Annotated in this window: 21 protein-coding genes and 1 pseudogene; 10 read left to right on the forward strand and 12 right to left on the reverse strand. The window is 54.7% G+C overall.

The window, feature by feature from the left end:
- Window positions 1-140 precede the first annotated feature (140 nt).
- Window positions 141-902, forward strand: a complete 762-nt coding sequence (locus VFO10_RS01755; protein WP_325136945.1) for an endonuclease V — start codon at window positions 141-143, stop codon at window positions 900-902.
- On the opposite strand, the gene VFO10_RS01760 is transcribed toward VFO10_RS01755, so the two are convergent.
- From VFO10_RS01760 to VFO10_RS01785, 6 genes are all read right to left on the reverse strand, one after another.
- Window positions 895-1608 carry an HAD family hydrolase gene (locus tag VFO10_RS01760; protein ID WP_325136946.1) on the reverse strand — a complete coding sequence of 238 codons (714 nt, stop codon included), beginning with the start codon at window positions 1606-1608 and terminating at the stop codon, window positions 895-897. The genes VFO10_RS01755 and VFO10_RS01760 overlap by 8 nt on opposite strands.
- A complete protein-coding gene (locus VFO10_RS01765) occupies window positions 1595-3376 on the reverse strand; it encodes an ABC transporter ATP-binding protein (protein ID WP_325136947.1) in 1782 nt (593 codons plus the stop codon). The genes VFO10_RS01760 and VFO10_RS01765 overlap by 14 nt, the downstream gene beginning before the upstream one ends.
- A gap of 3 nt (window positions 3377-3379) precedes the next feature.
- Window positions 3380-5260, reverse strand: a complete 1881-nt coding sequence (locus VFO10_RS01770) for an ABC transporter ATP-binding protein (protein ID WP_325136948.1) — start codon at window positions 5258-5260, stop codon at window positions 3380-3382.
- Between the two features lie 67 nt (window positions 5261-5327).
- Complete coding sequence (locus VFO10_RS01775) at window positions 5328-6137, reverse strand: enoyl-ACP reductase (protein ID WP_325136949.1); 810 nt, start codon at window positions 6135-6137, stop codon at window positions 5328-5330.
- An 8-nt stretch (window positions 6138-6145) separates the two neighbouring features.
- Window positions 6146-6448, reverse strand: a complete 303-nt coding sequence (locus tag VFO10_RS01780; protein ID WP_325136950.1) for a DUF503 family protein — start codon at window positions 6446-6448, stop codon at window positions 6146-6148.
- A gap of 352 nt (window positions 6449-6800) precedes the next feature.
- Entirely contained in the window at window positions 6801-6992 is a 192-nt protein-coding gene (locus VFO10_RS01785; RefSeq protein ID WP_325136951.1) for a hypothetical protein, read from the reverse strand.
- 157 nt (window positions 6993-7149) lie between these two features.
- Here VFO10_RS01785 and VFO10_RS01790 point away from each other — a divergent pair, with 157 nt between their 5' ends.
- The 5 genes from VFO10_RS01790 (at window position 7150) to VFO10_RS01810 (ending at window position 14878) form a co-directional block, all read left to right on the forward strand.
- Window positions 7150-8196, forward strand: coding sequence for an AAA family ATPase (locus VFO10_RS01790; RefSeq protein ID WP_325136952.1), 1047 nt, complete (start codon window positions 7150-7152; stop codon window positions 8194-8196).
- On the forward strand, window positions 8196-9137 hold the full coding sequence (locus tag VFO10_RS01795) for a DUF58 domain-containing protein (protein WP_325136953.1): 942 nt from the start codon (window positions 8196-8198) through the stop codon (window positions 9135-9137). Before VFO10_RS01790 ends, VFO10_RS01795 begins: the two co-directional genes overlap by 1 nt.
- Window positions 9137-11692 (forward strand): DUF4159 domain-containing protein, encoded by a 2556-nt coding sequence (locus VFO10_RS01800; protein WP_325136954.1) that lies wholly within the window; start codon window positions 9137-9139, stop codon window positions 11690-11692. The genes VFO10_RS01795 and VFO10_RS01800 overlap by 1 nt, the downstream gene beginning before the upstream one ends.
- A 41-nt stretch (window positions 11693-11733) precedes the next feature.
- Window positions 11734-14085, forward strand: a complete 2352-nt coding sequence (locus VFO10_RS01805) for a hypothetical protein (RefSeq protein WP_325136955.1) — start codon at window positions 11734-11736, stop codon at window positions 14083-14085.
- Between the two features lie 100 nt (window positions 14086-14185).
- Window positions 14186-14878 carry an LOG family protein gene (locus VFO10_RS01810; RefSeq protein WP_325136956.1) on the forward strand — a complete coding sequence of 231 codons (693 nt, stop codon included), beginning with the start codon at window positions 14186-14188 and terminating at the stop codon, window positions 14876-14878.
- A gap of 545 nt (window positions 14879-15423) precedes the next feature.
- Here the strand turns inward: VFO10_RS01810 and VFO10_RS01815 are convergent.
- Both VFO10_RS01815 and VFO10_RS01820 read right to left on the reverse strand, forming a co-directional pair.
- Window positions 15424-15813, reverse strand: a complete 390-nt coding sequence (locus VFO10_RS01815) for a hypothetical protein (RefSeq protein ID WP_325136957.1) — start codon at window positions 15811-15813, stop codon at window positions 15424-15426.
- A gap of 88 nt (window positions 15814-15901) precedes the next feature.
- Window positions 15902-16645, reverse strand: a complete 744-nt coding sequence (locus tag VFO10_RS01820) for a hypothetical protein (protein ID WP_325136958.1) — start codon at window positions 16643-16645, stop codon at window positions 15902-15904.
- Window positions 16646-16736: 91 nt separating this feature from the next.
- Here VFO10_RS01820 and VFO10_RS01825 point away from each other — a divergent pair, with 91 nt between their 5' ends.
- Together VFO10_RS01825 and VFO10_RS01830 are read left to right on the forward strand one after the other, a co-directional pair.
- On the forward strand, window positions 16737-18194 hold the full coding sequence (locus tag VFO10_RS01825; protein WP_325136959.1) for a TldD/PmbA family protein: 1458 nt from the start codon (window positions 16737-16739) through the stop codon (window positions 18192-18194).
- Window positions 18191-19516 (forward strand): TldD/PmbA family protein, encoded by a 1326-nt coding sequence (locus VFO10_RS01830; protein WP_325136960.1) that lies wholly within the window; start codon window positions 18191-18193, stop codon window positions 19514-19516. The genes VFO10_RS01825 and VFO10_RS01830 overlap by 4 nt, the downstream gene beginning before the upstream one ends.
- Before the next feature lie 57 nt (window positions 19517-19573).
- Here VFO10_RS01830 and VFO10_RS31365 read toward each other — a convergent pair.
- The 4 genes and pseudogenes from VFO10_RS31365 to VFO10_RS01845 form a co-directional block, all read right to left on the reverse strand.
- Window positions 19574-19840: pseudogene (locus VFO10_RS31365) on the reverse strand (M28 family peptidase); the annotation flags it as partial.
- On the reverse strand, window positions 19833-20456 hold the full coding sequence (locus tag VFO10_RS01835) for a carbonic anhydrase (protein WP_325136961.1): 624 nt from the start codon (window positions 20454-20456) through the stop codon (window positions 19833-19835). The gene VFO10_RS01835 and the pseudogene VFO10_RS31365, both read right to left, overlap by 8 nt.
- Window positions 20457-20551: 95 nt before the next feature.
- Window positions 20552-21844: a M23 family metallopeptidase gene (locus VFO10_RS01840; RefSeq protein ID WP_325136962.1), complete on the reverse strand. Its 1293-nt coding sequence runs from the start codon at window positions 21842-21844 to the stop codon at window positions 20552-20554.
- Window positions 21845-21962: 118 nt separating this feature from the next.
- Window positions 21963-22793 carry a hypothetical protein gene (locus tag VFO10_RS01845; RefSeq protein WP_325136963.1) on the reverse strand — a complete coding sequence of 277 codons (831 nt, stop codon included), beginning with the start codon at window positions 22791-22793 and terminating at the stop codon, window positions 21963-21965.
- On the opposite strand from VFO10_RS01845, the gene VFO10_RS01850 reads away from it, so the two are divergent.
- On the forward strand, window positions 22771-24594 hold the full coding sequence (locus VFO10_RS01850; RefSeq protein ID WP_325136964.1) for a single-stranded-DNA-specific exonuclease RecJ: 1824 nt from the start codon (window positions 22771-22773) through the stop codon (window positions 24592-24594). The two genes, VFO10_RS01845 and VFO10_RS01850, sit on opposite strands and share 23 nt — an antisense overlap.
- A gap of 50 nt (window positions 24595-24644) precedes the next feature.
- Window positions 24645-25712 carry a hypothetical protein gene (locus VFO10_RS01855; RefSeq protein WP_325136965.1) on the forward strand — a complete coding sequence of 356 codons (1068 nt, stop codon included), beginning with the start codon at window positions 24645-24647 and terminating at the stop codon, window positions 25710-25712.
- Window positions 25713-25750 lie beyond the last annotated feature (38 nt).

Below are 25750 nucleotides of genomic sequence, written 5' to 3' on the forward strand. Positions count from 1 at the left end.
TGTAACGCTTTTTGCGCCGTCGCGAAAGGGCCAAAGCCTTGGCCGCACAGAGAGGCGCCGACTGATTTCCGTTTGGACATGAACATAATCCCCCCAATTGACCTTGCCTGCTGATTTTTCCTATTCTGTCCGAGGTATTCATGATCGTCTGTGAGGTGGAAATGGACATCAATACTCTGCATCCCTGGGACATCAGCCCGACCGAAGCCATCGCGCTGCAAAAGGAGCTGGCCTCACGCGTGGTTTTGCAGCCCCTTCCGTCGGCATGCAATTTGATCGCGGCCTGTGACGTCTCGAATGATATTGGGGGAGACACGCTGTTCGCGGCGATTGTCGTGCTGGATCGCCGGGATTTTTCGGTGATCGAAGAGGTCACTGTGCAGGATAAGGTGGGCTTTCCCTATGTGCCAGGGCTGCTCTCGTTTCGCGAACTGCCGCTCTTGGTGCAAGGGTTCGCGCAGCTGAAGGTGAAACCCGATCTTGTGATCTGTGATGGTCAGGGGATTGCGCATCCGCGAAGACTCGGGATTGCCAGTCATCTGGGGCTTTGGCTGAATATTCCGACGATCGGTTCGGCGAAAAATATTCTTTGTGGGAAATATGAAGAGCCTGGAATTGTGAAGGGATCAATGAGTCCCATCGTGCATCATAAGCAAACCATAGGTTATGCCGTGCGGTCGCGGGATAAGGTGAAGCCGATTTTTATTTCACCCGGGCACCTTGCGGATCTGGGGAGTTCGGTCGAAATGGTGATGAGTTTAACAGATAAATACCGCATTCCCGTGCCTATTCGTCATGTGCACAATCTATCGAATGCCGTGCGTAAGGAAAGTCGACTCGTCACATCGTTTCATGCCCATCCGCTTGCGGGAGCGGATGGGGCATCGACCTCGCTTACTTGAAACTGAGGAGCACCTCGACATGATCCAAGGGCTCGGGAGGATTCGGCAAATATAGGGTTTTACGCCAGTACATGGCGGCTTCCGGGAAGCGCTCGGCCATCGCGTGAAGATTCGGCAGCTCGTTTTCAAAGGCAGCGATCACGCGGCCGAGGGGAGCGATTCTGTCGAGAGCGAGGATCTTGAATTCCAGATCATTGATCGCGGGGTCTTCTTTCAGGATGAAGTGCACGCGTTCATCATCGGATGGAAATCCGAGCTTGCGCATGGCATCGAAAGTCCCCTGGCCCATGCCGGGAATATCACGGCCGGTCAGATACACGGTGGTGGCACCCAGGTCATGGCAGTGATTCACGAATTCAAGGGCACCAGGAAAAGGTTTATCGTCGACAAGGTAGGGGTAGGTGAAGTAGTGCTGACGCCAGTACTGAAAGAGCTGCTCACCGAAGAGTTGATTCCGCACGCCTTCCTGGGCCAGAGTATCCAGCACGCGATACTGCACGTTCTCCCAGCTCATCTTCTCGACGATCTGACATTCAAGAGCGAAGCTTTCACGAACATGAGTCTGCTTGATGAAGTCATGAATCACGCGATGCTTGCGATGGCGGCAGTCGATGATGGTGTCGTCGATATCAAAAATAATAACCGGCTTTTCACCCACCGCGAGCGTGTCTTCAATACGACGCTGAAACCGTTCAAATATACTCATGTGCAATCTGCCTTTTCACCAGCTGAGAATAATGCCCCTGCCGCTCCACCAGCTGATCATGGCGCCCCTGCTCCATGATGCGGCCGTCCTGGAATACCAGAATATTGTCACAATGCTGGATGGTACTCAACCGATGTGCGATAATAAAACAGGTTCGCCCCTTTAAAACTTCCAAAATGGCCTTTTGAATCAAGGCCTCGCAGGGCTCGTCAACATTGGCGGTGGCTTCATCCAGAATTAAAATCGCAGGATTGCGCAGGAGCATCCGGGTGAAGGCAATCAGCTGGCGTTCGCCCATGCTGAGATTCGAACCACCGTCCTGAAGGATCGTATCCAGGCCTGCGGCCAGCTTATCCATGACCAGGGAAAGGCCGGTGCGACGGCAGGCCTTCAGCACTGTTTCATCATCGGGCTGGGCCTCTTCAGGTATGGTCACCAGAAGATTTTCCCGCAGGGTTCCCTGGAAAATCACCACATCCTGGGAGACAATGCCGATCTGTTCACGAAGAATTGTGCGGTCCCAGGCTTCCAGCGAAACCCCGTCGATGCGGATTTCGCCTTTTTGAATGGGATAAAGCTGGGGAATCAGATGAACGGTGGTGGACTTTCCAGAGCCGGTCTTGCCGACAAGCCCCACCGAAGTCCCGGCTTTCACCTTGAAATCCACCCCCCTCAGAACAGGCTGATCCTTCAGATATTCCATCCAAACGTCATGGAATTCCACCGAGCCCTGGACACTGGCTTTATGCCCGCCACTGGGGCCGAGGATTTTGGACTCCTCGGTTTCATCCAGCATTTTACTGACCCGCTCGGATGAAGCGATCGCGTCCTGAATCAGATGCAGTTCAAAGGAGAGCTGCATAATCGGCCGGAAATAGCGCTCAGCATAGCGAATAAAGGCCACCAGAAGACCGATGGAAATCTGCTGATCCAGGGCCATGTGCCCGCCCCACCAGAGGATGATCACGATCGGCATCGAGCAAAGGAAGGCTGCGGCCGGGCGAATGAAAGTGTTCCAGTTCATCAGGCTGAAGGCGGAGTTGAGCATGTCCTCGGAGCTTTGCTGGAAAACCTTCTGACTCCATTTTTCCAAACCGAAGACTTTGATGACAGGAAGTCCATTGATCAATTCCGCGAGCTGGGCGTTGATGGCGGCGGAACGTTTTTTATAGTCGCGCAGCCAGAAACGGACCGGCTTTCTCATGAGAACGGTGAAGATGATCGCAGGCAGGCTGGAAAGACAGATGTAAAAGCCTATTTTAAAATCGGTCAGCAGCATGGCGATCAGAACGGAGACGACTGTGATCAACGCGGTCAGAACACGGGGAAGGGTGTTACTGAAGAAGGATTCAATGCCTTCCACATCGGCAGTTAAACGGGTGATCGTACGGCCCAGGGGCTGCTGGTCATAGTAGGCCATCGGCAGTTGATTGAGTTTACGAAAAAGAGCCTCGCGAATCTGAAAGGCGACCCGGTTGGTGACGTATGCAATACCGACCCGGCCGTGGTAATAGATAAAGATGTTGACGCTTTCAATGGCCAGGATGCTGGCGACCGTTCCGAGGAGAAGCGGCCAGGGCTGCTTTTGCAACAGGAGTTCCGCCAGATGCCCCATGAGCTTGGCGGAGAGCATGAGGAGCCCCGCGGACGCGATCACAAGGCCGATGCAAAAAAAGAGCCGGCCGCGCGTGCCGTGGCTATGCTTGAAGAGGGCGAGGACCGCAGAGAAATCACCCTGATGATCAATCGGATCGTTATGTGCTTGCATGAGTTAAACCTCGACCACAGCATCAAGAGTTTGGGGATTCCGCAAAGGTTTTTCCGGAACGCGGGCCACCGGCTTTTCCCACTTCAGGTCCAGAAGGCGGCCGTCTTCGAGCCGGAGTATGCGATCGCAGAGCTGCAGCGTGGAGAGGCGGTGAGCCGTCCAGATCACCGTGTGCCCCGCGAGCCTTGTTTTGAGCTGCGCGAGAATCCTGGCTTCCGTGATGGAATCGACCGCGCTCAGGCAGTCATCCAGAATTAAAATGGGCGATGGTTTCAGAAGAGCGCGGGCCAGCGACAGACGCTGCTTTTGACCGCCGGAAAGATTGATGCCCCACTCGCCGATCCAACAGTCCAGACCGCCTACGAATTTTTGCACGTCATCCCAAAGCTCCACTGTTTTCAAAGCGTCGATCATCGCGGCCTCATCCGCAGTGCCGACAGGCGAAAGATTATGCCGAATGCTGCCGGCAAAGAGGAAAGGCTTTTGCGGAACCATCGTGATCTGTTTGACGATCCAATCCCGCTGACCCTGTTCGCGATTCAGGCCATGAATTTGGATCTGGCCTTGGGGATGCTCCAGAAGACCGGCGACGCAATTCACCAGGGTGCTCTTGCCTGATCCGATCGGACCGACCAAACCCAGTTTTTCACCCTGAGGGATGATGAGATTGATATGGCTTAAAACGTCCTGTTTTTGATCGAACGAATAGGAAAGATCCTGAAGGCGCACAGCCACGCCTGGATTATGAAAACGGTGAATCACGGCGTCTGAGGTACTGGGCGTATCGCGTTCCAGGTTATAGATCTCGGTGAGGCGGTGAAAACTCGCGAAACCTGTCTGCCATTCGGAGATGACTGATCCAAGTTCAAAGAGCGGTGATTGAAGGAGAAGGACATAAGATTGAAGCGCGATGAAAGCACCGATGCTCACGCGTCCCGCCTGCACCTCCATGACGCCATAGGTGAAGAGGATGCCGTAAGCGAAAATCGTCGGCAGGGCACCCAGGACGAAGATCTGCCAGCTGGCATGCAGGACTTTGAATTGCCGACGGGCATATTCTTTCGCATAGGTTCCGAGTTTTTCCTCCCAAACTCTCTCACTGGCGGTGGCACGCTGCAGCCGCACGGTTTTAACAGCTTGGGAGATGAGATCAGAAAGAAGGGAAAGCTGCTCCTGGGCCACCTGATGAAAGGTGTATTCACGGCGACTGATTTTGATGATCTGCCGGGGAAGAAAGGGGATGATGCAAAGGCAGAGTAAAGCCAGCTTCGCATGGATCATCAGCATGGAAATGACCGACAGCGTAGTGAAAAAAATTAAATCGAAGGTCAGGACTATGGTGAAGCCGTGAATAAAGCGGGTCTTGTTCCAATCCGCTGTCGCCCGGTTCATCAGATCGCCCAGTGAAAAACGATCGAGCATCGACAGCGGCTGATCCTTCAGGACTGACCAGAGCCTGGTCTTCATGTCATGACCGGCCAGATGCGTCTGCCTTGCAAGAATCTGTCGCCAGCCCACGCGGCCCAACCAGCCCAGGGTGAGGGTCGCAATCAATCCAAGGACCAGTTTATCCAAAGTCCCATGGGGATCCGCGGTATTTTTTTCCGTCAGGACTTCAATGGACCATTGAATGAACTTCGGCAAAAAAACTTCCGACAGACTGGTGATCAGCATGGCCGCGGTTCCGAGGCCATAGGCAAAGCGATGCTTTTTCAAATTTTCGATGAAGAGCCGTGCGGGACTATAGCGCATGAATGAACTGAGCCTTCCGACGAAAAGGATATGAAGTTGTTCAGCTGCGTTATTGTCAGCCAGCGGCAGACAATAAAGGAGGGTCGTCGCGGGTGCCTGTCTTTCACAGGCAACAGCCACGAGAGATTGCAAGCGACACCCAGCGTTCAATACAACCAATATAACCCGCTCGAGGTGTCATTCCAAGTTCATGAGTGGATCAGGCGGGATTTGTTTCCGAGTACTGTGCGGTGCCCATAATATGATACCCTGCGTCGACATGAAGGATTTCGCCGGTCGTCATGCGGGCGTAATCGCTCAAAAGGAAGGCCGTCGCGGCTCCCACGTCATCGGCTGTGATGTTGGCCCGCAGCGGGGACGACTGCTCATAGAGTCCCAGCATTTTTTTGAAATCACCGACGGCGGATGCAGCCAGTGTTTTCACGGGACCGGCACTGATCGCATTCACGCGCATGCCTTCGAGTCCCAGCTCGGCTGCGCAATAGCGAACTGCGGCATCGAGCGCGGCCTTGCAAACGCCCATCAGGTTATAGCCGGGCATCACCTTTTCCCCACCGAAGTAGGTCATGGCCACGATCGAAGCGCCCTTGTTCAAATAAGGACGCGCCGCGCGGGCGACAGCCAGAAGACTGTAGCAGCTGATGTCCATGGCGGTTGCGAAACCTGAGCGACTCGCCATGTAGGTCGGACCTTTCAGGTCTTCCGTCGGCGCATAGGCGATGGAATGGACCAGAAAATCTATCGAGCCCATCTTCTCATGAACCTGAGCGAAGAAGGCTTCAATGTCGGTATCCGCGGTGACATCACATGACGCCACAATGGCTGGATCGAGATCCTTGGTGACCTGACGCACGCGCTCTTCGTTGCGTTTGCGTTCCCCGGTGTCGGGCAGAAAGCTGAACCCGAGCTGGGCCCCTTCCTTATGCAGCGTGCGCGATACGGCCGTTGCAATGGAGCGCTCGTTGGCAATGCCCATCACAATCCCGCGTTTGCCGGTCAACAGTCCCATGATTCACCTCATTCCATTTCGTTGGCGTACGATTCAAAGTCTTCCAGGATCGTGCTTTCCGAATGAATGCGTCCATAACCGGAGTTTTCGCAGGCGTCGGCGATCTCGTCGATCAGATTGCTGAGCTGCATTTCCTCACGGTGCACAGCCGCGACCACGATTCCGGCCTGGCCACCTTTATAGAATTCATCCACGATCTGGATGCTGATCTTGAATCTTTGACGAAGTTTATCAGCGAGCTGGGCCAATTCCTTGGCGTCACGAGGTGTGGGTTCTGGTTCGAAAGTAAGCTTGGAAACGATAAAGAACATATGACTCTCAACGCTTTATAACGATAGCAAAGGTTATAGGGACCTCCCGCAGAAAAAGCATCCGGTAATTATGGGTATGCACAAGCCGCCAGATACGCGGAAGACGGCCGGTTTTGCGAGGCGACTGGCAGGCATCGACCCACCGCCCGGCCTCATTCCAAAAAAGTCCGGCATTTTCCGACTTTTCCCCAAGGCAGATCTGCGATCGCAAAGCATCGGGTTGAACCTGTAATTTGTGGCGCATCTTCACGACTGTTTGCAGTGAACTATATAAAATGGCCGAGTTCCAGGCGACTTCCCCTGCAAGAAGAGTGAGCAGTAAAAGACCCCAGACTCGTGCCATCAAACTGCCTTAGTCGAAGGGATTGAGTTCGTCGAGGTTCAGCTCGATGCCCAGCTGCTGCTCAATGGCCCCGAGCTTTTGTTTGGCCGCGTTGCCGACAAAAGCAATGGAAGCGATGGCGAGCAAGAGCCCGAAAACGGATACGACAATGTATTCCAGAGCGGCCCCACCGGCTTCGGGATTCGGAAAAAAAATTCTCATGAAAACTCCTGCAAAAGACCTGAAATGGTCTGCACACAGGTTTTAGGCAAAAGCGCGCATCGCAGGAAGGGACATCTTCTTGTAGCGGAATGGAGCCCCGAGGTAGGATACTAGAGGCTGATTCCGATTTTGCAATTCCGTGAAAGGTGAGGCGTCGATGCAAGAACAAAAGATGTCACTGGAACAGGCGGCTCGATTGGTGCAGGACCTCAAACGCGACGTGTCCCAGTCCATCTTTGGCCAGGAAGATTTGATTGTGGAAGCGATCTGCTGTCTGCTTTCGGGTGGGCATATTCTGATGACAGGTGCGCCTGGTCTGGCCAAAACTTCACTCGTCCGGGTTTTTGCCAAGCATCTGCACCTGCATTTTGGTCGTGTGCAGTTTACGCCTGACCTTCTGCCCAGCGATATTATCGGTTCGGATATTCTGAATATCGACCCGGAAAGCGGGCGCAAGGCCTTTGAATTCAATAATGGCCCGATCTTCGTCAACCTGCTTTTGGCCGATGAAATCAACCGCGCTTCGCCGCGGACCCAGTCGGCGCTGCTGGAAGCCATGCAGGAGCGTACCTGTACAGTCGGTGGGCACGCGCATATCCTGCCAGATCCTTTCATGGTCTTCGCCACGCAAAACCCGTTTGAATCGGAAGGCGCCTTTCCCTTGCCGGAAGCTCAGTTGGACCGTTTCCTGCTGCACACGCTGGTGGATTACCCGGATCAGGACGCCGAAGAAAAAATTCTGCAGGCTCACGCCCAGGCGAAACTGGTCGGGGAACAGCACGGACTGCAGGAGACCGATGCGGATGCGCCGCGCTTGTCGGTTGCGACGGTGAAGCAGCTTATCGCAGCCAAACAGGACGTGCAGGTCCCGGATGAACTTTTGAGTGTGATCAATCGACTCGTGCGGGCCACGCGGCCTCAGGATCCCAACTGTCCCGATCATCTGCGTCATCTGATTTGGTATGGCGCGGGTCCACGCGCCGGGATCAGTATGCTTTCCGTCTGCCGCGCGCTGGCCCTGCTCGAAGGGTCCGATACTGTGCGCTGGCGTCATGTGCGCCGTCTGGTGAAGCCGGTGCTGCGGCATAGGATCAAACTCGTGGTGCAGGCGCAGAACGAGCAGAATGCGGAAGATGCCTTCATTGATAGCCTCGTCACGCACATCGAAGAAACAGCCCACCTTGCTGTGAAAGGATGGATGTAATGCCGAGCCACGCCTCGGTTCCCCACTTGGGTCAGCTGACGCCTTATCATGTGTTTGACCCATCGGGTTCGCAGCCGGTGCGCACCATGCGTTTTCACGGCAGCCAGCGTTTGAATCTGATGCGGCCCACGCGCATGCCGGCCAGCAGTCGGCGTTATACGCTGGGTGATCCCGTGCAGCTGATCGACTGGCGAGCCTTTGCGCGAACCGAACAGCTCGTGATCCGCGAGCATTTTGACGAAGCGAGCTGTCGCATCCGCATTCTCGTGGAAGACAGCCCGACCATGAATTGGCCTGATCCCAGGCTTTTGAAAGCGATCGGTCGGCAGGTCTGCACAAAACGTGAACTGAGCTGGCGCCTCGCCTTGCATCTTTGCTATCAGTATCTGAAGGCCGGTGACCATGTGAAGCTTTACCGTTTGCAGGGGAGTGACCTGCAGCAGGTGACCATGCGGTCGCCGACGGAACTGGCGATTCATTTTGAACAGCTGCAGAAGACGGCCTTCGAGAATTTCGAGAAGGTGCCGATCGAGCCGCGTTCCCTTTCCGCCATGCAGGCGGAACGCTCCGATGTTTTTATTTGGATCAGTGATGGCCTCAGTGGAATTCCACAGTGGCTTCTCGATAAGAAAGGTCCCCTGACGAGCTGGATTCATGCGCTGTCGTCCCTGGAAGCGGATGTGTCCTGGATGCGGATGGATGACTCCTATTTTGAAGAAGCGCCGGTGCATCGCGAGTATCTGGGTGATGTGCTCCTGGAAAAACAGCATCTGCAGAAGGGCATCGCGCAGTGGGTGGAAAGCGTGCAGAATCAATGGCTCAAATCGCATCGGCATTACCTGCAGGTGCACGATATGAGTTCCATCCAGCGTTATCTCTTTCACCTGGAACAGTCATGGCACACGGCTAAAGCCGCCCTTACAGGGGAAAGGATCGGTTGATGGGAAATCAGGGCAGCGGTCCCATGATGATGGCGACCCTTCTGACTGCCGCTTTGGGTCTTGTGATCTGGTTTATCGTAAGGCGACAGAAGGATCGCTACTGGCTGCCTATCCTGCGCGTGATTCCGCTCGAACTCACCGTTTTGCCGAAATTCCGCTGGATTCCGCCGCCGCTCTGGCCGCTGCTCTGCTTCTTCGTGGCCACGATCGCACTCGGCATCTATAGCTTTCAGCTCGCCGAGCCCCTTATGAAATCCGATGATTTGGATCTGCGTCGGACGCATATCCTTTTTGATTTGAGTCCGTCGCACGCTTTGGGCACGACGGCAGGGCAGTACGGAGCGGAAGCCCAAAAAATGATGGATGCCCTGGAAGGAAAGGCCCGGATCAGCTTCAGCACGACGTCTGATCCGACCATTCATCTGGATGCGGATCTGAAAAGGGTTTCCGCCCTGATTCAGGCCCAGGGTTTTCATCGTGCGGGTGTGAAGCTCGGGGCCACGGTCGAGGGTCTTCTGAGAAAGCATTCGGATATTGATCAGCTCATCGTGGTGTCCGATACGGATCTTTCGAGCTGGGAGGATTTCAACTGGCGCTATCTTGAAAAGAAAATGCAGATCTCCTGGTATCCCTTGCCCGGTCGACCGCAGTCCATGGACAATCTTTTCATTGATGAAGCCAAACCGAAAGCAACCGGCAGCGCTGCGCCCAGCGGGCTCTGGCATGTCACGCTCCGCCGGACCGGAGAAGGCAAGGTCATCCAGGGTCGTCTGAGCGCAGACATGGATGGCCAGAATTTGATCACGCAGAATTTTCAATTCGAAGCGGACATGAAAAGCCTCGAACTGGAAATCAACCTCTCCGTCGCCGAGCTGCAGAAAAAGCAGAAAGATAAGGCCACGAGCATAGTCTGGACCGTGACGCCGGCCGGACCGGATGATCTTCTGCTCGATAATGAATTTCGCAGCTGGCTTCAGCTTCAGAATGAAGATGCCCTGGTCATCTCGAAGCCCCGCGGTGAAATGTTTTTGGAAGACTCCATTTTTCACCTGAAAACCAGTCTTGAAGTGCTTGGCTATCAGACGCAGCGCATAGATCAGCTTCGATCCACGGGTCATTGGAATACGCCGTCCTTGGTCGTCAGCGAAGTGGGGCCGGCGGCTTCCGTGAAGGGTTTTTGCCCGATGTTTGTGGCCGAGCGCAGTGTTTTGGAACGGAGTCGCTCGGATGCTTTGGTCTGGCTCCTGCCGGGCGAGGATCTTGGAAATTATGATGAGATCTGTACCTGTTTTGCAGCTCTGGCCCAGGCTCCCAAACCTTTGGAAGGCAAGCCGGCCTACTGTGACAACGTCGAGCACCGCGATCAGTATGTGGGCATTCTGCAGTCGATCGGGGCTCTGCAGCTGGGCGGTGAGGTGGACAGTCCTTTGGGGGCTTTGGCCATGACGCTCAGGAACAAGGAGCTGGGTCTTCGCATCGTCGGCTTTACCATACCCCTGAATCCTTTGCGGGCTGGGCAAATCAGTTATGGGCAGCTGCCTCTTATGCTGCGGGCCGTGCTGCAGGCGACCGGGAAAAAATACGCGAGTGGTTCGGATAAGCAGTTATCATGGCCGCGTATCGAGGATATTTCCCAGGCCTATGAGGCTCCCGACCTTAAGCTCAGCAATGTGCCTCTTGGAGAAAGTCTAGGCCGCAAGGCCGTACCCGATCAGCTGCCGCCGCAATTGAGCCTGGGCACCAAAGGCCTTGTCCGCGAAAAACCGGCGTCGGGCACAGAGAATGATGCAAGGCCCTGGATTTATCTCTGCCTTGTGATTCTGGTCGTGGCCGTCTGGCTGGAAATCATCGGCAGCGGCCTCAGGCGTCTTCTGCAAAAATATCCCTGGTCGGTGCGGTGGTTCATAGTACTTCTGGCTCTCAGTGCTCTGCCTCAGCCCGCGGATGCCGGCGTGCAGCTCAATCTTCTCGGCTATCCGGGAGCGCCGCGACTCGGTTCTCTGCGGAAGGATGTTTCGGGACGCACCAGTATTGAGCTGGATGAGCAGGTCATCAATACTCTGAATGTGCAGCGTTCGATGTATCAGCAGCCATGGCTATGGGTGAACCGCCCGCAGATTCTGGAAAGCATGGATAAAAATGCTTTTGGAGAGCTGACGGGTTGGATGCAGCGCGGCGGTTTTCTGGTCGTTGAAAACCACAATGGATCGGATGCCTTTAAGAAGGCTGTTTTGGAAGCCATTCCGAAAGGCACGTGGAAGCCGATTCCACCCGATCACGAACTGATGCGAAGTTTTCACCTGCTCGCGTCGCTGCCTCAGTGTGGAAACCAGGTCTGGGAAGGTTTTCATTTTGATCAAAGGATTGCGATGGTGCTGGTGCCTGGGGATTTCCTCCGCTTCACGTTGGATGAACCAGAAGCCGGCGGCTGCTTTGGAAAATTCACGCATGAGCAGGCCGTCCGGGTTTTCATCAACCTGATGATGGTGGCGCTGGCGACCGATTATAAGAAAGATCAGATTCATCTTCCGGAAATCCTGAAAAGGCTGCGCTGATCGCTCTTTCAGTATCCGGCTTCATGCAGAGGTTGCGCTGAGTGCAGGACTTTCGAGAACTATTTATCGCCGTGTGCGTTGGTCTTGTGATTCTGGCTGTGCTTTGGATCAGGCGCTACGGCTGGCAGCGGGGGCTTTTGGCCTTTGCCCTGCGCGTGGGTTGGGTGGCGCCGATTCTGCTCGCGGTCTTTCCCCGCATGGACAAAGATCTGATTTCAAGTTCTTTGAGTCTGAAAACCATTCATATCCTGCGCGATGATTCGGCCAGCATGAATGATGCGGCCTCGCAGGAGCGCACGCAGACTCTCCTCAGCCGCCTTGATGAATCCTGTCGGCAGATGGCCTGTCGTCTTCAGGAAACGAAGCTTTCCGATATCACCGATGAGGTCGCACAAGGTTTTACCCCCTTGTCCCTCGGGATTCGCAGCTGGCTGCCCCTGACCGGAATGGATCCGTGGATCGTTCTGTCCGACGGCGGCGATTCGCAGCCCAACCAGCCCTGGCCGCAGCAGCTCAAGGATATGGGACGGCGCGAGGGTCAGCCGCGCGGATTGATCCTGGCCAGCCCGCATGCCGAGCAGGATAACATCTGGCTTGAAATGGTCGGCGGACCTGACTTTGGTTTTGATCAGAAAAATATCGAACTGGAAACGACGGTGCACCGCCGTGGAAAAAATCTGGATCAGGAATTGACCGTGCAGCTGCAGGCTTCGGTCCTGACGCGGAACCTCGCGTCTTTGAACGTGACCTTCCGTCCCGGTGAATCGCAGCTGACCGTGACCATTCCGCTGCCGCCTTTGCCGCGCGGCACTCATTTGATCAAGGTGCAGGCTCTGCCAGTCGGCAATGAATCGACGATCTGGGATAACACGCTTTATAAGAGTCTTGAAATCCTTCCCAATACGATCGGCATCCTTCATCTGCTCGGCTCGCCCAGCTGGGATGGGCGTTTTGTGCGGCGTTATCTGAAGTCGGAACCGAAGTATGACATGATCAGCTTTTTCATTCTGCGCGATCCCACGGATGTGCAGCTGACCAATGAACGCGAGCTGAGTCTGATTCCTTTCCCGGTCGATCGCCTCTTCAATGAAGAGTTGCCGAACTTCCGCGCGGTGGTGATTCAGAACTTTTCCCTCTATCAGTTCTTGGAACCCGCTTATCAAAAAAATCTCGTGGATTTCGTGATGAACGGCGGCGGTCTTCTTTTCATCGGCGGTCCACGCGCCCTGCATGAACTCGATCTCAGTTCCTCACCGCTGGCGACGCTTTTGCCCTTTAAAACCCAGGGCGGTCCGCGCAAGGACGATGCCACGGGTTGGATGAATCCACCGGCCGTGCCCTATGATCCGAATCTGAAATTCACGATCAAAGCCGCGGAACCCGATCGTGAGAAGCGCACGCTCGCCACGGTTTTTGAGGACTGGATCAAACTTGATCTGAACCTTGCGCCCGAGGAAACCTTCAAGGGTCTGCATCGGCTCGATCAGGTTGAATTGCAGGCCGAAGGCGTGACGCCGCTTTTGATGGCGGAAACCGCCGATGGCCGCGAGAGCCTTCTGGCTGCCGCTTCGTATCCAGGCAAGGGCCGTGCGATCTGGCTTTTTTCCGATTCGCTTTGGCAGCTCGCAATGAACCCGGGCCCCAAAGGATCGCGCGAAACCTATCACAGCTTCCTTCGTTCCGCGATGACCTGGCTTTTGCGCGAGGAAATGCAAAGACCGCTCTGGCTGCAGGATCTCAGCCTGCAAACCCAGGGGTCTTATACACCCTGGTCGGTGCGCGTGCGTGGTCCAGCCGCGCGCTTCATCAATGAAGGCAGCGACTGGCAGTTTAAAGTCTGCGGTCAGGTCGTGCCTTCGAAAGATGTACTCCGGCAGATGGTGAGTGGAGATCAATGGGTGCTGAGCGGTTCCCTTCCGACGAGGCTTGCGAGTGGCCTTGCCTGTGAGCTGAATATCGAAGGCGCGCATCCGGCTTTTGGTCAGGTGAAAGCGTCCATCTATGGTGTCGTGCCCGAGGTCTTCGGTGATCGGGAGATGGAGGGTTCCTTCAATCGCCTGACTCAGCTGCAAACCCTGACTGGCGCCACGCTTGTGGAACTCGATAGCGATCAGGAAAAAGTTCAGATACAGGATTGGCTCGCGAAAGTGACCGGAGATCTGACGACCATCAAGCGCACCGAGCAGAAAGTGATTCCCGATTATTACTGGGTCTTTTCCAGCGGCTGGGCTCTTCTGCTTCTTCTCTGCCTGCCCTTGGAGGTCATCGTGCGGCGCTGGGATGCGCTCTTTGGGACGCGCGGATTTCATCTGGCCCACGAGGCGCAGAAGAAAACTGATGCGACTACGGGGCCTGAAGTCCTCGACGGACAGCAGGTTGCTCGTCCTAGTTGACGCAGTGGCTTCTGGAGCTGTCTCCAGAATCCTCTATGCTTCAGTGTTTCCAGTTTGCTAACCTGGACTTATGGATTGCATGGCCTTGAGGAGTTCCTGCATGGCGGTAGAACCAAAACGTGTCCGTAAGTTTCTAAGTAAAAAAATCCAGCAGCTGAATGAAATAGTCGCTGATCTTGATAGCCTTGTGACGGAAATCGGCAGTGATTTTTATCGAGTCAGCATTTTTGGATCCGCGCGTATCAAGCAGGATACCGATGAGTATCGGCAGGTTTACAGCCTGGCTAAAAAGCTTTCAGCGCAGGGCGTTGACATCGTGACCGGCGGTGGGCCGGGACTGATGGAAGCAGCCAATGTGGGCGCCAAAGAAGGCAGCAATCAGAGTCGCTCGTACGGTCTGCATATCGAATTGCCTTTTGAAACCGATACGAATTCCCATCTGGATGTGAAGTATCATCACCGCCGTTTTTCATCGCGCCTCGATGAATTCATGCGGATCAGTCACGCTGTGGTGGTGACGCCCGGCGGCATCGGGACCATGCTGGAGTTGTTTTATACCTGGCAGCTCATGCAGGTCGGTCATATCGCGCCCAGACCCTTCCTTTTGCTCGGCAGCATGTGGGAAGGACTTTTGGATTGGATGGAAAAATATCCGCTCGACCGCAAACTCATGGACCGCAAGGATTTCGACCAGATCGTGCTGGTCCGGTCCGTGGATGAGGTGGTAACGCATCTTATGCCGAGTATCCAGGAATTTTATAAGAAGAAGGCCGAAGCGGAAACGCAGGCTTGAGCTGACGCTTCAGCTCCTTTGTATGACAAAATGGCAATAATGTGCAGGTGCTTCTCGTCAGGAGCGTTGAAACCGGGGTATAAAAGGTGATCCTGGACGAGGGGTTCCACCTGGAGCACCATTGCTCATTGGTCGTCTGGATATTACAACTTCATTGCCGTCACTGCATTTATAGGTGACTTCCATCGCCTTTACCGTCGAAACTTAATGATTGGACTGTAGTCCGGGGAGCGTCTTTCAACTGATTCGATGAAACGTTTATTAACGTTACGAATTCCGGAGGAAGAGGGCGATCAATCCAAAATATACCATTCTTTCCCCCAGAGAAACGCACGGAAGCCTGACTCACGAACTCTCTCCCTGGTAAGACATCCGGGAAGGGGGGCCAAACTCATCATCTGTATCGAAATACGTGAGTGTTTCCTGTGAATCGTCGAACCCTGAAACAACAACCCAGTGGAGCTTGGGAATGACCGCTCCTTCATACTCATCCATGCCTAGATAAAGCAAAGCACCCACGGGCTTTCCTTCAGTCAGTAGCTTCCTCACAAAGTTGAATGTGGAGAAATCCTGATAACTGGCTGAAGGCTCATAATGTCCAGTTCAACAGAACTCACGAGGGGAACACTAAAAGAAAGCTTCCCAAATTCCTGTTTCAGATTTTGATAGTTAACTGAGTGGCCGTAAGCTTTCAACATACGAGTCGATGAATTGACTCCACAGCTCCAGTCAGTATCCTGAACTTCCACTCCAGGAAGCCCCATTTGATGGTTAAATCGGAAGCACGCATCTTCCAACCAATCGCCTCCGTAAGCCAGGCAGTCCGCCTTTTTGTCTTCACTTCTCTTTTCAACAAAATCCTTGCCAGGACAGCCGCTTATCAAAAGACCCAGGCAGGCCAGAATCAGGGATTTTGGGGAAATGAAAGGTGACATCAGGGCTCAGTCTCTTCTTGTCTCGTCAAGGCTTGAGTTGACGGTGGGACGGAAGCAAAAACTCAGAAATTACCCCGGGGCGGTGGCACTACTCCCCGGGCTCCTCCAAACCTTCGACGCTGAGGGCTTCCCAGTAAGGCAAAAGGGAAGTGGAGGTGCCGCTGGCTTCCAGCATCAGCCGGCTGACCTGCAGGATCTGCAGAAGCTTCAGCTGACCGGCCTCTTTCTGCTGCTGCAGTTCGGCCAACGCTTTTTTCAAGGGCGGCGCCAGCTGCGGGAAGTTTTGATCAATCCACTGCGGATCCTTGCGGGCCTTCACCAGAATTTGAACCAAATCCCCGGTTTGCTTTAAACCGTCCTCCAAAGCTTTTTGCAGATCAGGGCTGAGCTGCGGCTTCGCAATGGTCCTCAGGCTTTCCTGCCAGATCCGGGTATTCTCCTGCAGACTTTTTTCCAGGGAGCCTTTGATGGGAATTTTCAAGGCAAAGGGCGGAGCGGCATTCAGACACTTGATGTGTTCTGCGGAGTAAACACAATTTTTCGCAGCATTGAAGAGTCCACGGAACACATAGCAGCGCTCGATATCCAAACCCCCTTCATCACAGCTGATGCAGAAGGTATCTTTCACCCGAACCGCGAGCTCGCATTGCGTCGGCAAACCTTGCCGGGTGCGGGGTCCCGTGGCTGCCGCCTGCTCCACAGCGTTTTTAGCGTCGCGTCCGCTCAGATCCAAGGGCGGATGAATCACGCGCTGCACATGGCCTTGAGGCCCGCAGCCCGCGAGGATGAAGGTGCCCCAAAGAAGGGCCGTGCTTTTGCGCAATGCATGCATAGGGGAAAGCCTTTGCGGCGGTGACTCCATAATTATGACTCATTTACGGGGACCCTGCAAATTGCTATGGGTCGAAGAGGTCCCCTGACAGATGGAAGGATGGTTTATGCAGGTTTCGGATGCTTTGGCGGTCCTGCGCCCTTTGGCAACTGGCGTCGATTTTTTCGAATTGCGCTGGATGCGGCGTTCCCATGAGCAGCTCCAGGTTCGCCAGGACGTGGTGGAACCCCCGCGCCTGATCGAGGATGCTGGCTTCATGCTCACTGTGTATCAGGGCGGAGCCGCGGGTTATGCGGCGACAGCTGATACGTCGCGCGCCGGTGTGGAAGAAGCCTTCCGGACCGCCCTGCGACGCGCGGAAATCAGCCGCGGCTGGTCGGTGACGCATTATTCGCCCGAGCATTTGCAGGCAGAAAAAGGCCGGTACCAATCACCCACTCAAAAACCGTGGGAAAACGTGCCGCTGCAGGAGCGTATCGATCTCCTGCGCGAACTCTGCCTTGATCTGAAAAAGAATGATGCGCGCTTTGTCGACCACCAGGCGCAGCTGCATCGGCGACGCTGGGATATGCATCTGGTGAATTCCCTGGGAACGGATATCGAGCAGACCTTTGATATGGTGAATCCGATGCTGTCGGTGACCGTCCATGACAAGGGCGTGACCGAGATGCGCAGCATGAATGGGCACTCGGCCTGTCGTCAGGGTGGTTTTGAAGTCCTGGATCACATGGGCTATCGGGCAGCAGCGCATAAGATTCATGAGGAGGCTTTGCAGCTCCTCTATGCCCCGAACTGTCCGACGGGTGTCATGGATCTTCTTTTGGCGCCGGATCAGATGATACTTCAGATTCATGAATCCATCGGTCATCCGCTTGAGATTGACCGCATCCTGGGCGATGAACGCAACTATGCGGGCACAAGCTTCGTGCGGCCCGAGATGTTTGGGAGCTATCAGTATGGCTCCGAACATTTGAATGTGACCTTCGATCCGCATCGCGATCATGAGTTCGCATCCTACCTTTTTGATGATGCGGGCACGCGGGCGGAGAAAACTTTTCTGATTCAGAAGGGATTGCTCGTTGCAGGCCTGGGCGGTCAGCTTTCGCAGCAAAGATCCGGGCTTCCCGGTGTTGCGAATGCGCGTTCTGTATCGTGGAATCGACCGGCGATTGATCGGATGGCGAATCTGAATATCGAGCCGGGACCTCATTCCCTTGATGCTATGATCGCCGCGACCGAACGCGGTATTTCCATGGAAACAAATTGTTCGTGGTCCATAGATGATTCACGGAATAAATTTCAGTTTGGCTGCGAGTATGCGCGGCTCATTGAAAATGGAAAGCTGGGAGCGGTCGTGCGGAAGCCCAATTATAGGGGTATTTCGGCCAGCTTTTGGCGCAATTTAAAGATGGTCGGCAACGCCGGAACCAGCGATATTCTAGGGACCGCTTATTGCGGAAAAGGTGAGCCGAATCAGGCTATTACCGTGGGTCACGCCTCACCCGCCTGTCTTTTCTCTGGGGTGGAAGTGTTTGGAGGCGAGGGATGAAAAAGGCCTATTTTTACGAGCTGATGGACAAAGCCGAGGCCTCCTTGCAAAAGGGCGAGGAACTCCTCCTGTCATTTCAGGGTGAAGACTCAGAATTTTGCCGTTTCAACCAGGGCAAGGTTCGGCAGATCGGCAAGGTGCAGCATGATCGCCTTCAGGTCCGGCTTATCAAAGATCAGCGGCATGCGACCTGCGAGCTGACACTGGCGGGACAGAGCGCGGAAGATGCGCTGCGTGTGAAGAATACCCTTCAGAGTTTGCGGCAGATGATTCCTCTCCTGCCCGCGGATCCTTATCTCCTGATCAACCGTGAACCCAAATCAAGCGAGAGACTGGAGAAGAATCGACTCCCGTCTTTGGAACAATGGACTACAGCGATTCGTCAGGAAACTCAGGCTTTGGATTTTGTCGGCATTCAGGCCGCGGGCGGAATTTATCGCGGCTTTGCCAATACTCTGGGTCAAAGGAACTGGTACGAGAACTACAGCTTCAATCTTGATTGGAGCGTTTATCACGCTGCGGATAAAGCTGTTAAAGCGAACTATGCGGGGCTTGAATGGGATGATGCAGTCCTGAAAACAAAAATGCAAAGCTGCCGTGAACAGCTGGAGCATCTGAAAAAACCCGCGGTCACCATCAAGCCCGGATCATACCGCGTGTACCTGACTCCCAGCGCCCTCGCTGAAGTCATCAGCCTTTTGGAGTGGCGTTCGTTCGGCGTCAAATCCCAGCGCACCAAATCCTCACCTTTGCGGCGTTTGGTGGACGGTGAGCAGCAACTCGCTTCGATGATCCACCTCTCGGAAGACGTCGCCGGAGGGGTCGCACCCGATTTTGATGACTTCGGTTTCACCAAGCCCGATGCTGTCAACCTTATCAACAGCGGCCAGCATCAAGGCGCTCTGGTTTCCGCCCGCAGCAGCCGTGAGTATCAGCTGGCACCCACCGGAGCCCATGAAGGCGAGTCACCCGAATCCCTTTATTTAAAGCCTGGAACGCTGAAGGCCTCATCCATCCTGAAAGAACTGGGCGACGGGCTCTACATCAGTAACCTTTGGTACATGAACTTCTCGGACGCCGAAGCCTGCCGCATGACCGGCATGACCCGCTTTGCCACGTTCTGGGTGCAAGGCGGCCAGATTCAAGGTCCGGTGAACGTGATGCGCTTTGATGAATCGCTCTATCGCATGCTTGGTGAAAACCTCGTGGGCCTCACCGATCACAGTGAGATGATCCTGAGCAGCAGCACCTACGATAGTCGCTCGACCCACAGTCAGCGCCTGCCGGGAGCTTTGATCGATCGCTTTGCCTTCACTCTTTAGGAATGAGACCGTGCACAGCCTGGACAAGTTGGGTGTCCTGAAAGGCGGTTCCTCCAGATTCCATGCCACGAGTTCCACGGGAACAGGCGGAGGCTGAGCACTCAGAATGCGCGCCAATTCCAAAAGAACTGCAACGCCGCTGCCGTTATCATCGGCCCCTGGTGTGGTCTCCAATCGTGAGGCATCCGCGAGTGAAAGATCAGCCTTCTCATGAACTCCAATCAAAGGCTGCATGGTATGGATCAAAATTGGAGAGACAAGCAGCCCACCAACGATAACTCCAATGGCGATACCACGGAACATGCGTGAGGACCTCTCAGTCATCCAAAAAAGTCACCACTCCGGTGGCCAGATCCAAAACCGAGCCGATGATTTTCAGACGACCGAGGCTCACCATTTCCTCGATGATACGGCTGGAGTGGGAGAGCTGGCTGACGGATGCGCGCACGTTGGCTTCGACGGCGCGATCGGCTTTTTCCTCGTCGCTGATATTCTTGATTTTGGCGATCGTGTAGATGTGAGGCTTGATGCGGTTGACGATGTCATTGAGGCCCTCGGTGGAAAGGGCTTCCTTGGTTTCGATGTGCCTGAGGGTAGCCCGGACGGCGCCGCAAAGGGTATGACCCATCACCATCACAAGCGGAGTGCCGAAGGTGATGGCAGCGAATTCCACGCTGCCGACAAGCGAGGGAGCCACGATATTGCCGGCCACGCGGATGACGAAGACATCTCCCAGGTCCTGATCGAAGATGAGTTCCACAGGAGCCCGCGAATCCGAGCAGCAAAGGACGACGGCATGGGGTGACTGTCCGACTCTGGCATATTCCTTCAGCTTGCTGAGCGAGGACTGTGAAGAGTGCAGGGAAGTTCCTGCCAGAAATCTCTGATTCCCTGCTCGAAATGCTTCAATGACCTGAGCCTGTTTCGCTTGATAATCCATCCCATCCTCCATGAGCCGTTTCCTAGGCTCTAACGGACTGGGCAAAAAAAAACAAGCCTGAGCAGAAACTCAGGCTTGCAGATTTGTCGGGCTTTTCAGCGAATCACAGAAGCATCAGACCCGGTAGGATGGGTTTCCGAGGCCGGTGGATCCTGCTGTGCCAGCTGCCAGTCGGGAAGCGTACGCATCACGTTTTGGACGAGCTGGTTAAACTTGGGCAGCTGATTTTTTGCGATCGGCTCAGCGGCGGGGAAACGCAGACCCAGAGGATCCGTGTAAGCCCCATTTTCATAGAATGCAAAGTGAAGGTGCGGTCCGGTGGCAAGGCCTGTGGAACCGACGTAACCAATCACCTGGCCTTGCTCCACGGTCGAACCCCTGCGCAGACCCGTCGCGAAACCCTTCAGATGCAGATAAGCGGTCGAATAGGTTCCATTATGACGAATCTTGATCATGTTGCCCGATCCACCGTTGCGGCCGATGGATTCGATCGTGCCATGACCCACAGCCATGACCGGCGTTCCGGGAGGTGCACCATAGTCGACACCATTATGCGGGCGATGAATATGCAGCACGGGATGGAACCGGCTGCGCGAGAAACCCGAGGTGATGCGACCGAATTTGATCGGACTCTTGATGAACATGCGCTTCAGGCTTTGGCCATTCGGGAAATAATACGAAGCGTTCTCGCCTTCCGCGGGATAACGGATGCCCGTGAAAAGCTGGCCGTTGTTTTCATATTCCGCGACCAGGATATTGCCCCAGCCGATGACCTTGTCATCGACCATCTTCTGCTCAACGGTCAAACGCCAGCGATCGCCGCGCTTCACTTCGCGGTTGAAGTCGATCTGCCAGGCGAAAACTTCAGCGAGGTTGGTGATCAGGGAAGGATCCATCCCGACGAATTCAGCGGATTCCCAAAGGCTGCTGCTGACGAAGCCGTGGAAGGTTTTTTGGACGACGCTGATCGGATGCTCGATTCTGGTTGCCGTCCACTCAAGCCCGGGGCCGTTTCTTTCAATCACCAGGCTTGAGTCGGCGGCGTACCTCAAGGCCAGTTTCAAAGGCGTATTTCTCTCGGGCCCGTCCCATGTGATTTCAAACATGGTTTCCGATGCAACGTCCTGCAGCGGAAGAACAGGCTTCGCGGCTTTCACGAGTTCCAATATAGTCTGGGGAAAAAGACCTTCGCTCTTCAGCGTTTGATACATGCTGGAGCCTTTTTCGACCGTATGTTGGGTTACAAACGCAGCCGGGGCTTCGAGTTTGCTGGTTGTCACAGCTGGGCTTACAGTGCGTGGCTGAACGCTGTCGTGATCTTGAGACGGATTGCATGCGGGCTGAAGGCATAGAATTGCAGCCATAGCGCAGCTGCGCAATTTGAACATGCCAGTTCCCTCCTTTGAGTTGAAATTCCATTATAACCCAACAGGTCATGAAGTCGACAAGGGAACCAGCAAAATCCCTACGTGTCAACCCAGAAAAGCCGGGTGCATTCCCTTAGAACTATCTCCATTCCTTGGCCTGCTTGGCCCGTGCGATAGGAGCTGCGGTGAGTGATGCAGATGGCACATAATAGCCATCGGATGTACGAGACCATTCACCTTCTTCATTGACCAACGGATGATCACCCTGCTCCAGGTTTCGCAGAGTTGCACCATTGGGTTTATCGTACAGTTTGGATCCACCGGGCGTTACATAACGCACAACGCCGCCGGTCGTCACCGCGCCAGAGCCTGGCGCTGTCGGATTTTCGGCAACAGGGGCAAGGACGCTGTCGGGCGCCTCTGCGGCCAGCCCATTATCCGTTGCGCCTTTATTGATATCTGGTGACTCCAGAATATCGTCACCAGCGCCATTGATCAATGCACCATCGCCTTGATTGGCCGCATTCAGTCCGAAATTATTGTTACCAAGGCCGGTATTACCGTTTGCGCCAAGATTATTGTTCGCGCCCCCGCCGTTCGGATTGTTGCCGAACAGATTCCCCTGATTATTGCCGCCTTCCGCGAAGTTGGCGTTATTGCCGTTTAAGAAATCCTCATCCGCAGCGTTATTGATCGCTTCACCATCACTGCCGCCGTTTTCTGCGCCCTGGTTGTTGCCAGCCATATTATTTTCAGCGCCATTGATCGCGTCTTCACCGCCAGCTTCATTCAGACCGGCATTATTTTCCGCCATTTCCTCTTCGTCGGCATTGGCTGCAGCATTGCCATCGCTGGGTTGCACCGGATCTTCGGTGGGATCTATGCCGCCTCCGAAGCAGCCCACCAGATTAAGCGAGATGATGAGTGAGAAGAGCATGAGCACGGGTTTGCGAACGTTGTGCACCTTCATGACGTCCTGTCCTTTATCTCTGAAAGCCGCTCGCCCCGCATCCTGCAAGGCGATGAATAATGATCTTTCGCAAATCATCTCGGCACAGCCCGGCAAAACTTTAGCCGTGGAAGGCAGAATCTGCCCCTGCTATGATCCGGTACCGGAGGAAACAGGAGTGGGTCAAAAATTTCAGAAGTGGTCAGCGCATCAGGATGAGCGTCCGCGCAACCTGGCCGATATTTCCCAAATCATTCGAAAAAATCGGCAGTTCTCGGCGATCGACCAACTCCAGTATGGAGATTATGGCCTTCTCGATGCTGTCGCTGTGATCAGTGAGGCGATCCGTCAAGGTAAACGCATCGCCCTTTATGCGGATTACGATGTCGATGGCACCATGAGTTGTGTCAGCTGGATTTGGTTCTTCGAGGCCCTCGGCTTCACGAACTTCACCTGGTATATCCCCTGCCGCTTTGAAGAGGGCTACGGGCTGAATTTGCAAGCCGTGCAGCATTTAATAGATGATGAGAAAGCGGATGTGATCATCACGATGGACACCGGCATCACGGCCAACCGTGAGGCGGCGTACTGCAAAGACCGCGGCGTCATCTTCGTGTGTACGGATCACCATAAAATCCAACCGGAAAAGATGCCGGATTGCATTATCCTCAATCCCAAGATGCATCCGAGCCCTGATTACCAGGAGCTCTGCGGTGCCGGCATCACCTTTGTCCTGCTCAGGAAACTGGCTCAGCAGTTCGCTGTTCCGGCCCAGGCGTGGAACGATATCCTGGCTTTGGTCGGGATGGCCACGATCTGCGATGTGGTGCCCTTGAACGGTGTCAATCATAAGCTCGCGAATATGGGCGTCCGCTCGCTGCTGAAAAGCGACCGGAAGGTGCTGCGGCGTCTCAAGGAAGCCTGTGCCCTGGACAAGGGTCTTGATGAAAAGGACGTGGGCTTTCGCATCGGTCCCCGGATCAATGCGGTCGGACGGCTGCATCACGCCCGCGAGGTGATCCATGCCTTCATTCATAACGATCCCGAAGCCCTCGTGAGTTTCATGGATACCTGCAACGAAGAGCGGAAGCTCATTCAAAATCGCATTGTGCGCGAAGCCCAGGTCCTGGCGCGGGAGCATGCGGACGAGCCGGTGCTGTTCCTGGGATCCGAAGGCTGGCACACAGGCGTTGTGGGGATTGCCGCCAGTAAAATCGCCGAAAGCTTCTGGCGTCCCACTTGGCTCTTTGAAAGGCAGGAAGAGGTCTGCAAGGGTTCCGCCCGATCCATTCCGGGTTTTGATGTGACGGATGCCATGGCCGCGGCCGGACACCTCTTTGAAAAATTCGGCGGGCACCGGGCAGCGGGCGGCTTCACCTTCAAACGCGAGAATGAAGAGGCGATCCGCGCGGCTTTGATTCAGTATGCCCAGCAGGTCAGGGCGATCCATCCCGATATCTGGACCAGCAAGGTCCATTATGATTGCGAGGTTCCCGGGCATCTTCTGCACCTCGACCTTGCCTATGAGCTTGAGCACATGAAACCCTTCGGCCACGGTTTCGAAGAGCCGCTCTTCTGCATGGAAGGCGAGGTGAAAAATGTTCGCTTCCTTCAGGATCGGGCCACGGGTGAACCGAAGCACACCTCCGTGATGGTGATCCCGGATGGTGGCGCGATGCAAAAGATCATGTTCTTTCATGATGTGATCGAAGGTTTGGAATTTGCCAAACGCGCCCGTTTTTTAGTCTATGCGGGAAAGAACACCTTCCGTGGCCAGACTTCGCTCTCGCTCATGGGAAAGGACTGGGAACCGATTCCTTGAAGGTTTAAAATGGGTAAGCCCCATTTTTGGACAACGCAAAGGAATGCATCATGCCCGGTCAAAGGCCCTGGTCTCGCGCGCTGTTTTGTGCAAGCCTTCTGGCATCCGGATCAGCCCAGGCCTTTACCTATGAAGTCCTCTTCGAAGATACGGTCGGCCGTGATGCGGTGGTCCTCGGTCGCACGCCTGGCTTTCAGGCTGTGGCCAAGTCCATCCTGCTCGACGGGTCGGTGAAAACCAGCGGCACCAACACCCGCAGCTACGATCGCATCCTGATCAACTACGCGAAATACATGCAGCAGTTTGCGATTGGGGCCAATGCCTCGCTGCGTCTGACCCTGCCGGTCCTTGCCAACTATCGTAAGGAAGAAGGCGAGCAGGTGCCGAGCATCGTTACGGAATCCACCTGGTTTGAAACCAAGCCCAAATTTGAATTCGTCTATGCGACTCAGAATGCCCTGGATCTTGTCCTGGGAGTGGATGGTTATTACGTGAGCCCTTTCGAAGCCAAATCCGAATCGGCCTTCTTCACAGCCACGGATAAATTCGACGAGGCTTCGACCACCTATGGGCATCTTGCTGTCGTGAAACATGGTGGCAACTTCGATGGCGGCTTTGCGTTCAAAACCGCAGCCGAAAAAAAGCGCAATGTCACCAAAAGCACCAATATTGATGAATCCAGTTTTGTGGTTGAAGACCGTATCTACGATCCGACGACCATTTCCATCTTTATGCGCACCCGCCTTGGCCTTGGACTCGTCTATGGAGAATTCGCGGCCATCGAGGCCAGCGGCGGCGGCAATCGCACCGATCGTGGCGCGACCGTGAAAGAGGATTACTTCCGCGTGCAGCTGGCCGGCTTTTTCCCCCTCGGCCCTTTCGGTTTTGAATCCACCCTGATCTACAAAAGCCTTTCCTATGCTGACAATCGTAACGTGACCATGGATACCATTCCCATGCTGAGCCTGCAGATGAAGCTGAGCATGAATATGGGCATCCCTGTCTTTGCAGGGCTCATCGGCGTCAGCGGCACAGACGGGCAAAGTATACCCGAATTTAACGCCAAGTATAAATTGTTCGGAATCGGTGGAATTGCGGGAATCCAATCAAATTTTTGATTTTGCGCAAAACGTAGTAATTAAAGAATTAAGGCCAT

It is taken from the genome of Oligoflexus sp., from assembly GCF_035712445.1.
Classification (GTDB): domain Bacteria; phylum Bdellovibrionota_B; class Oligoflexia; order Oligoflexales; family Oligoflexaceae; genus Oligoflexus.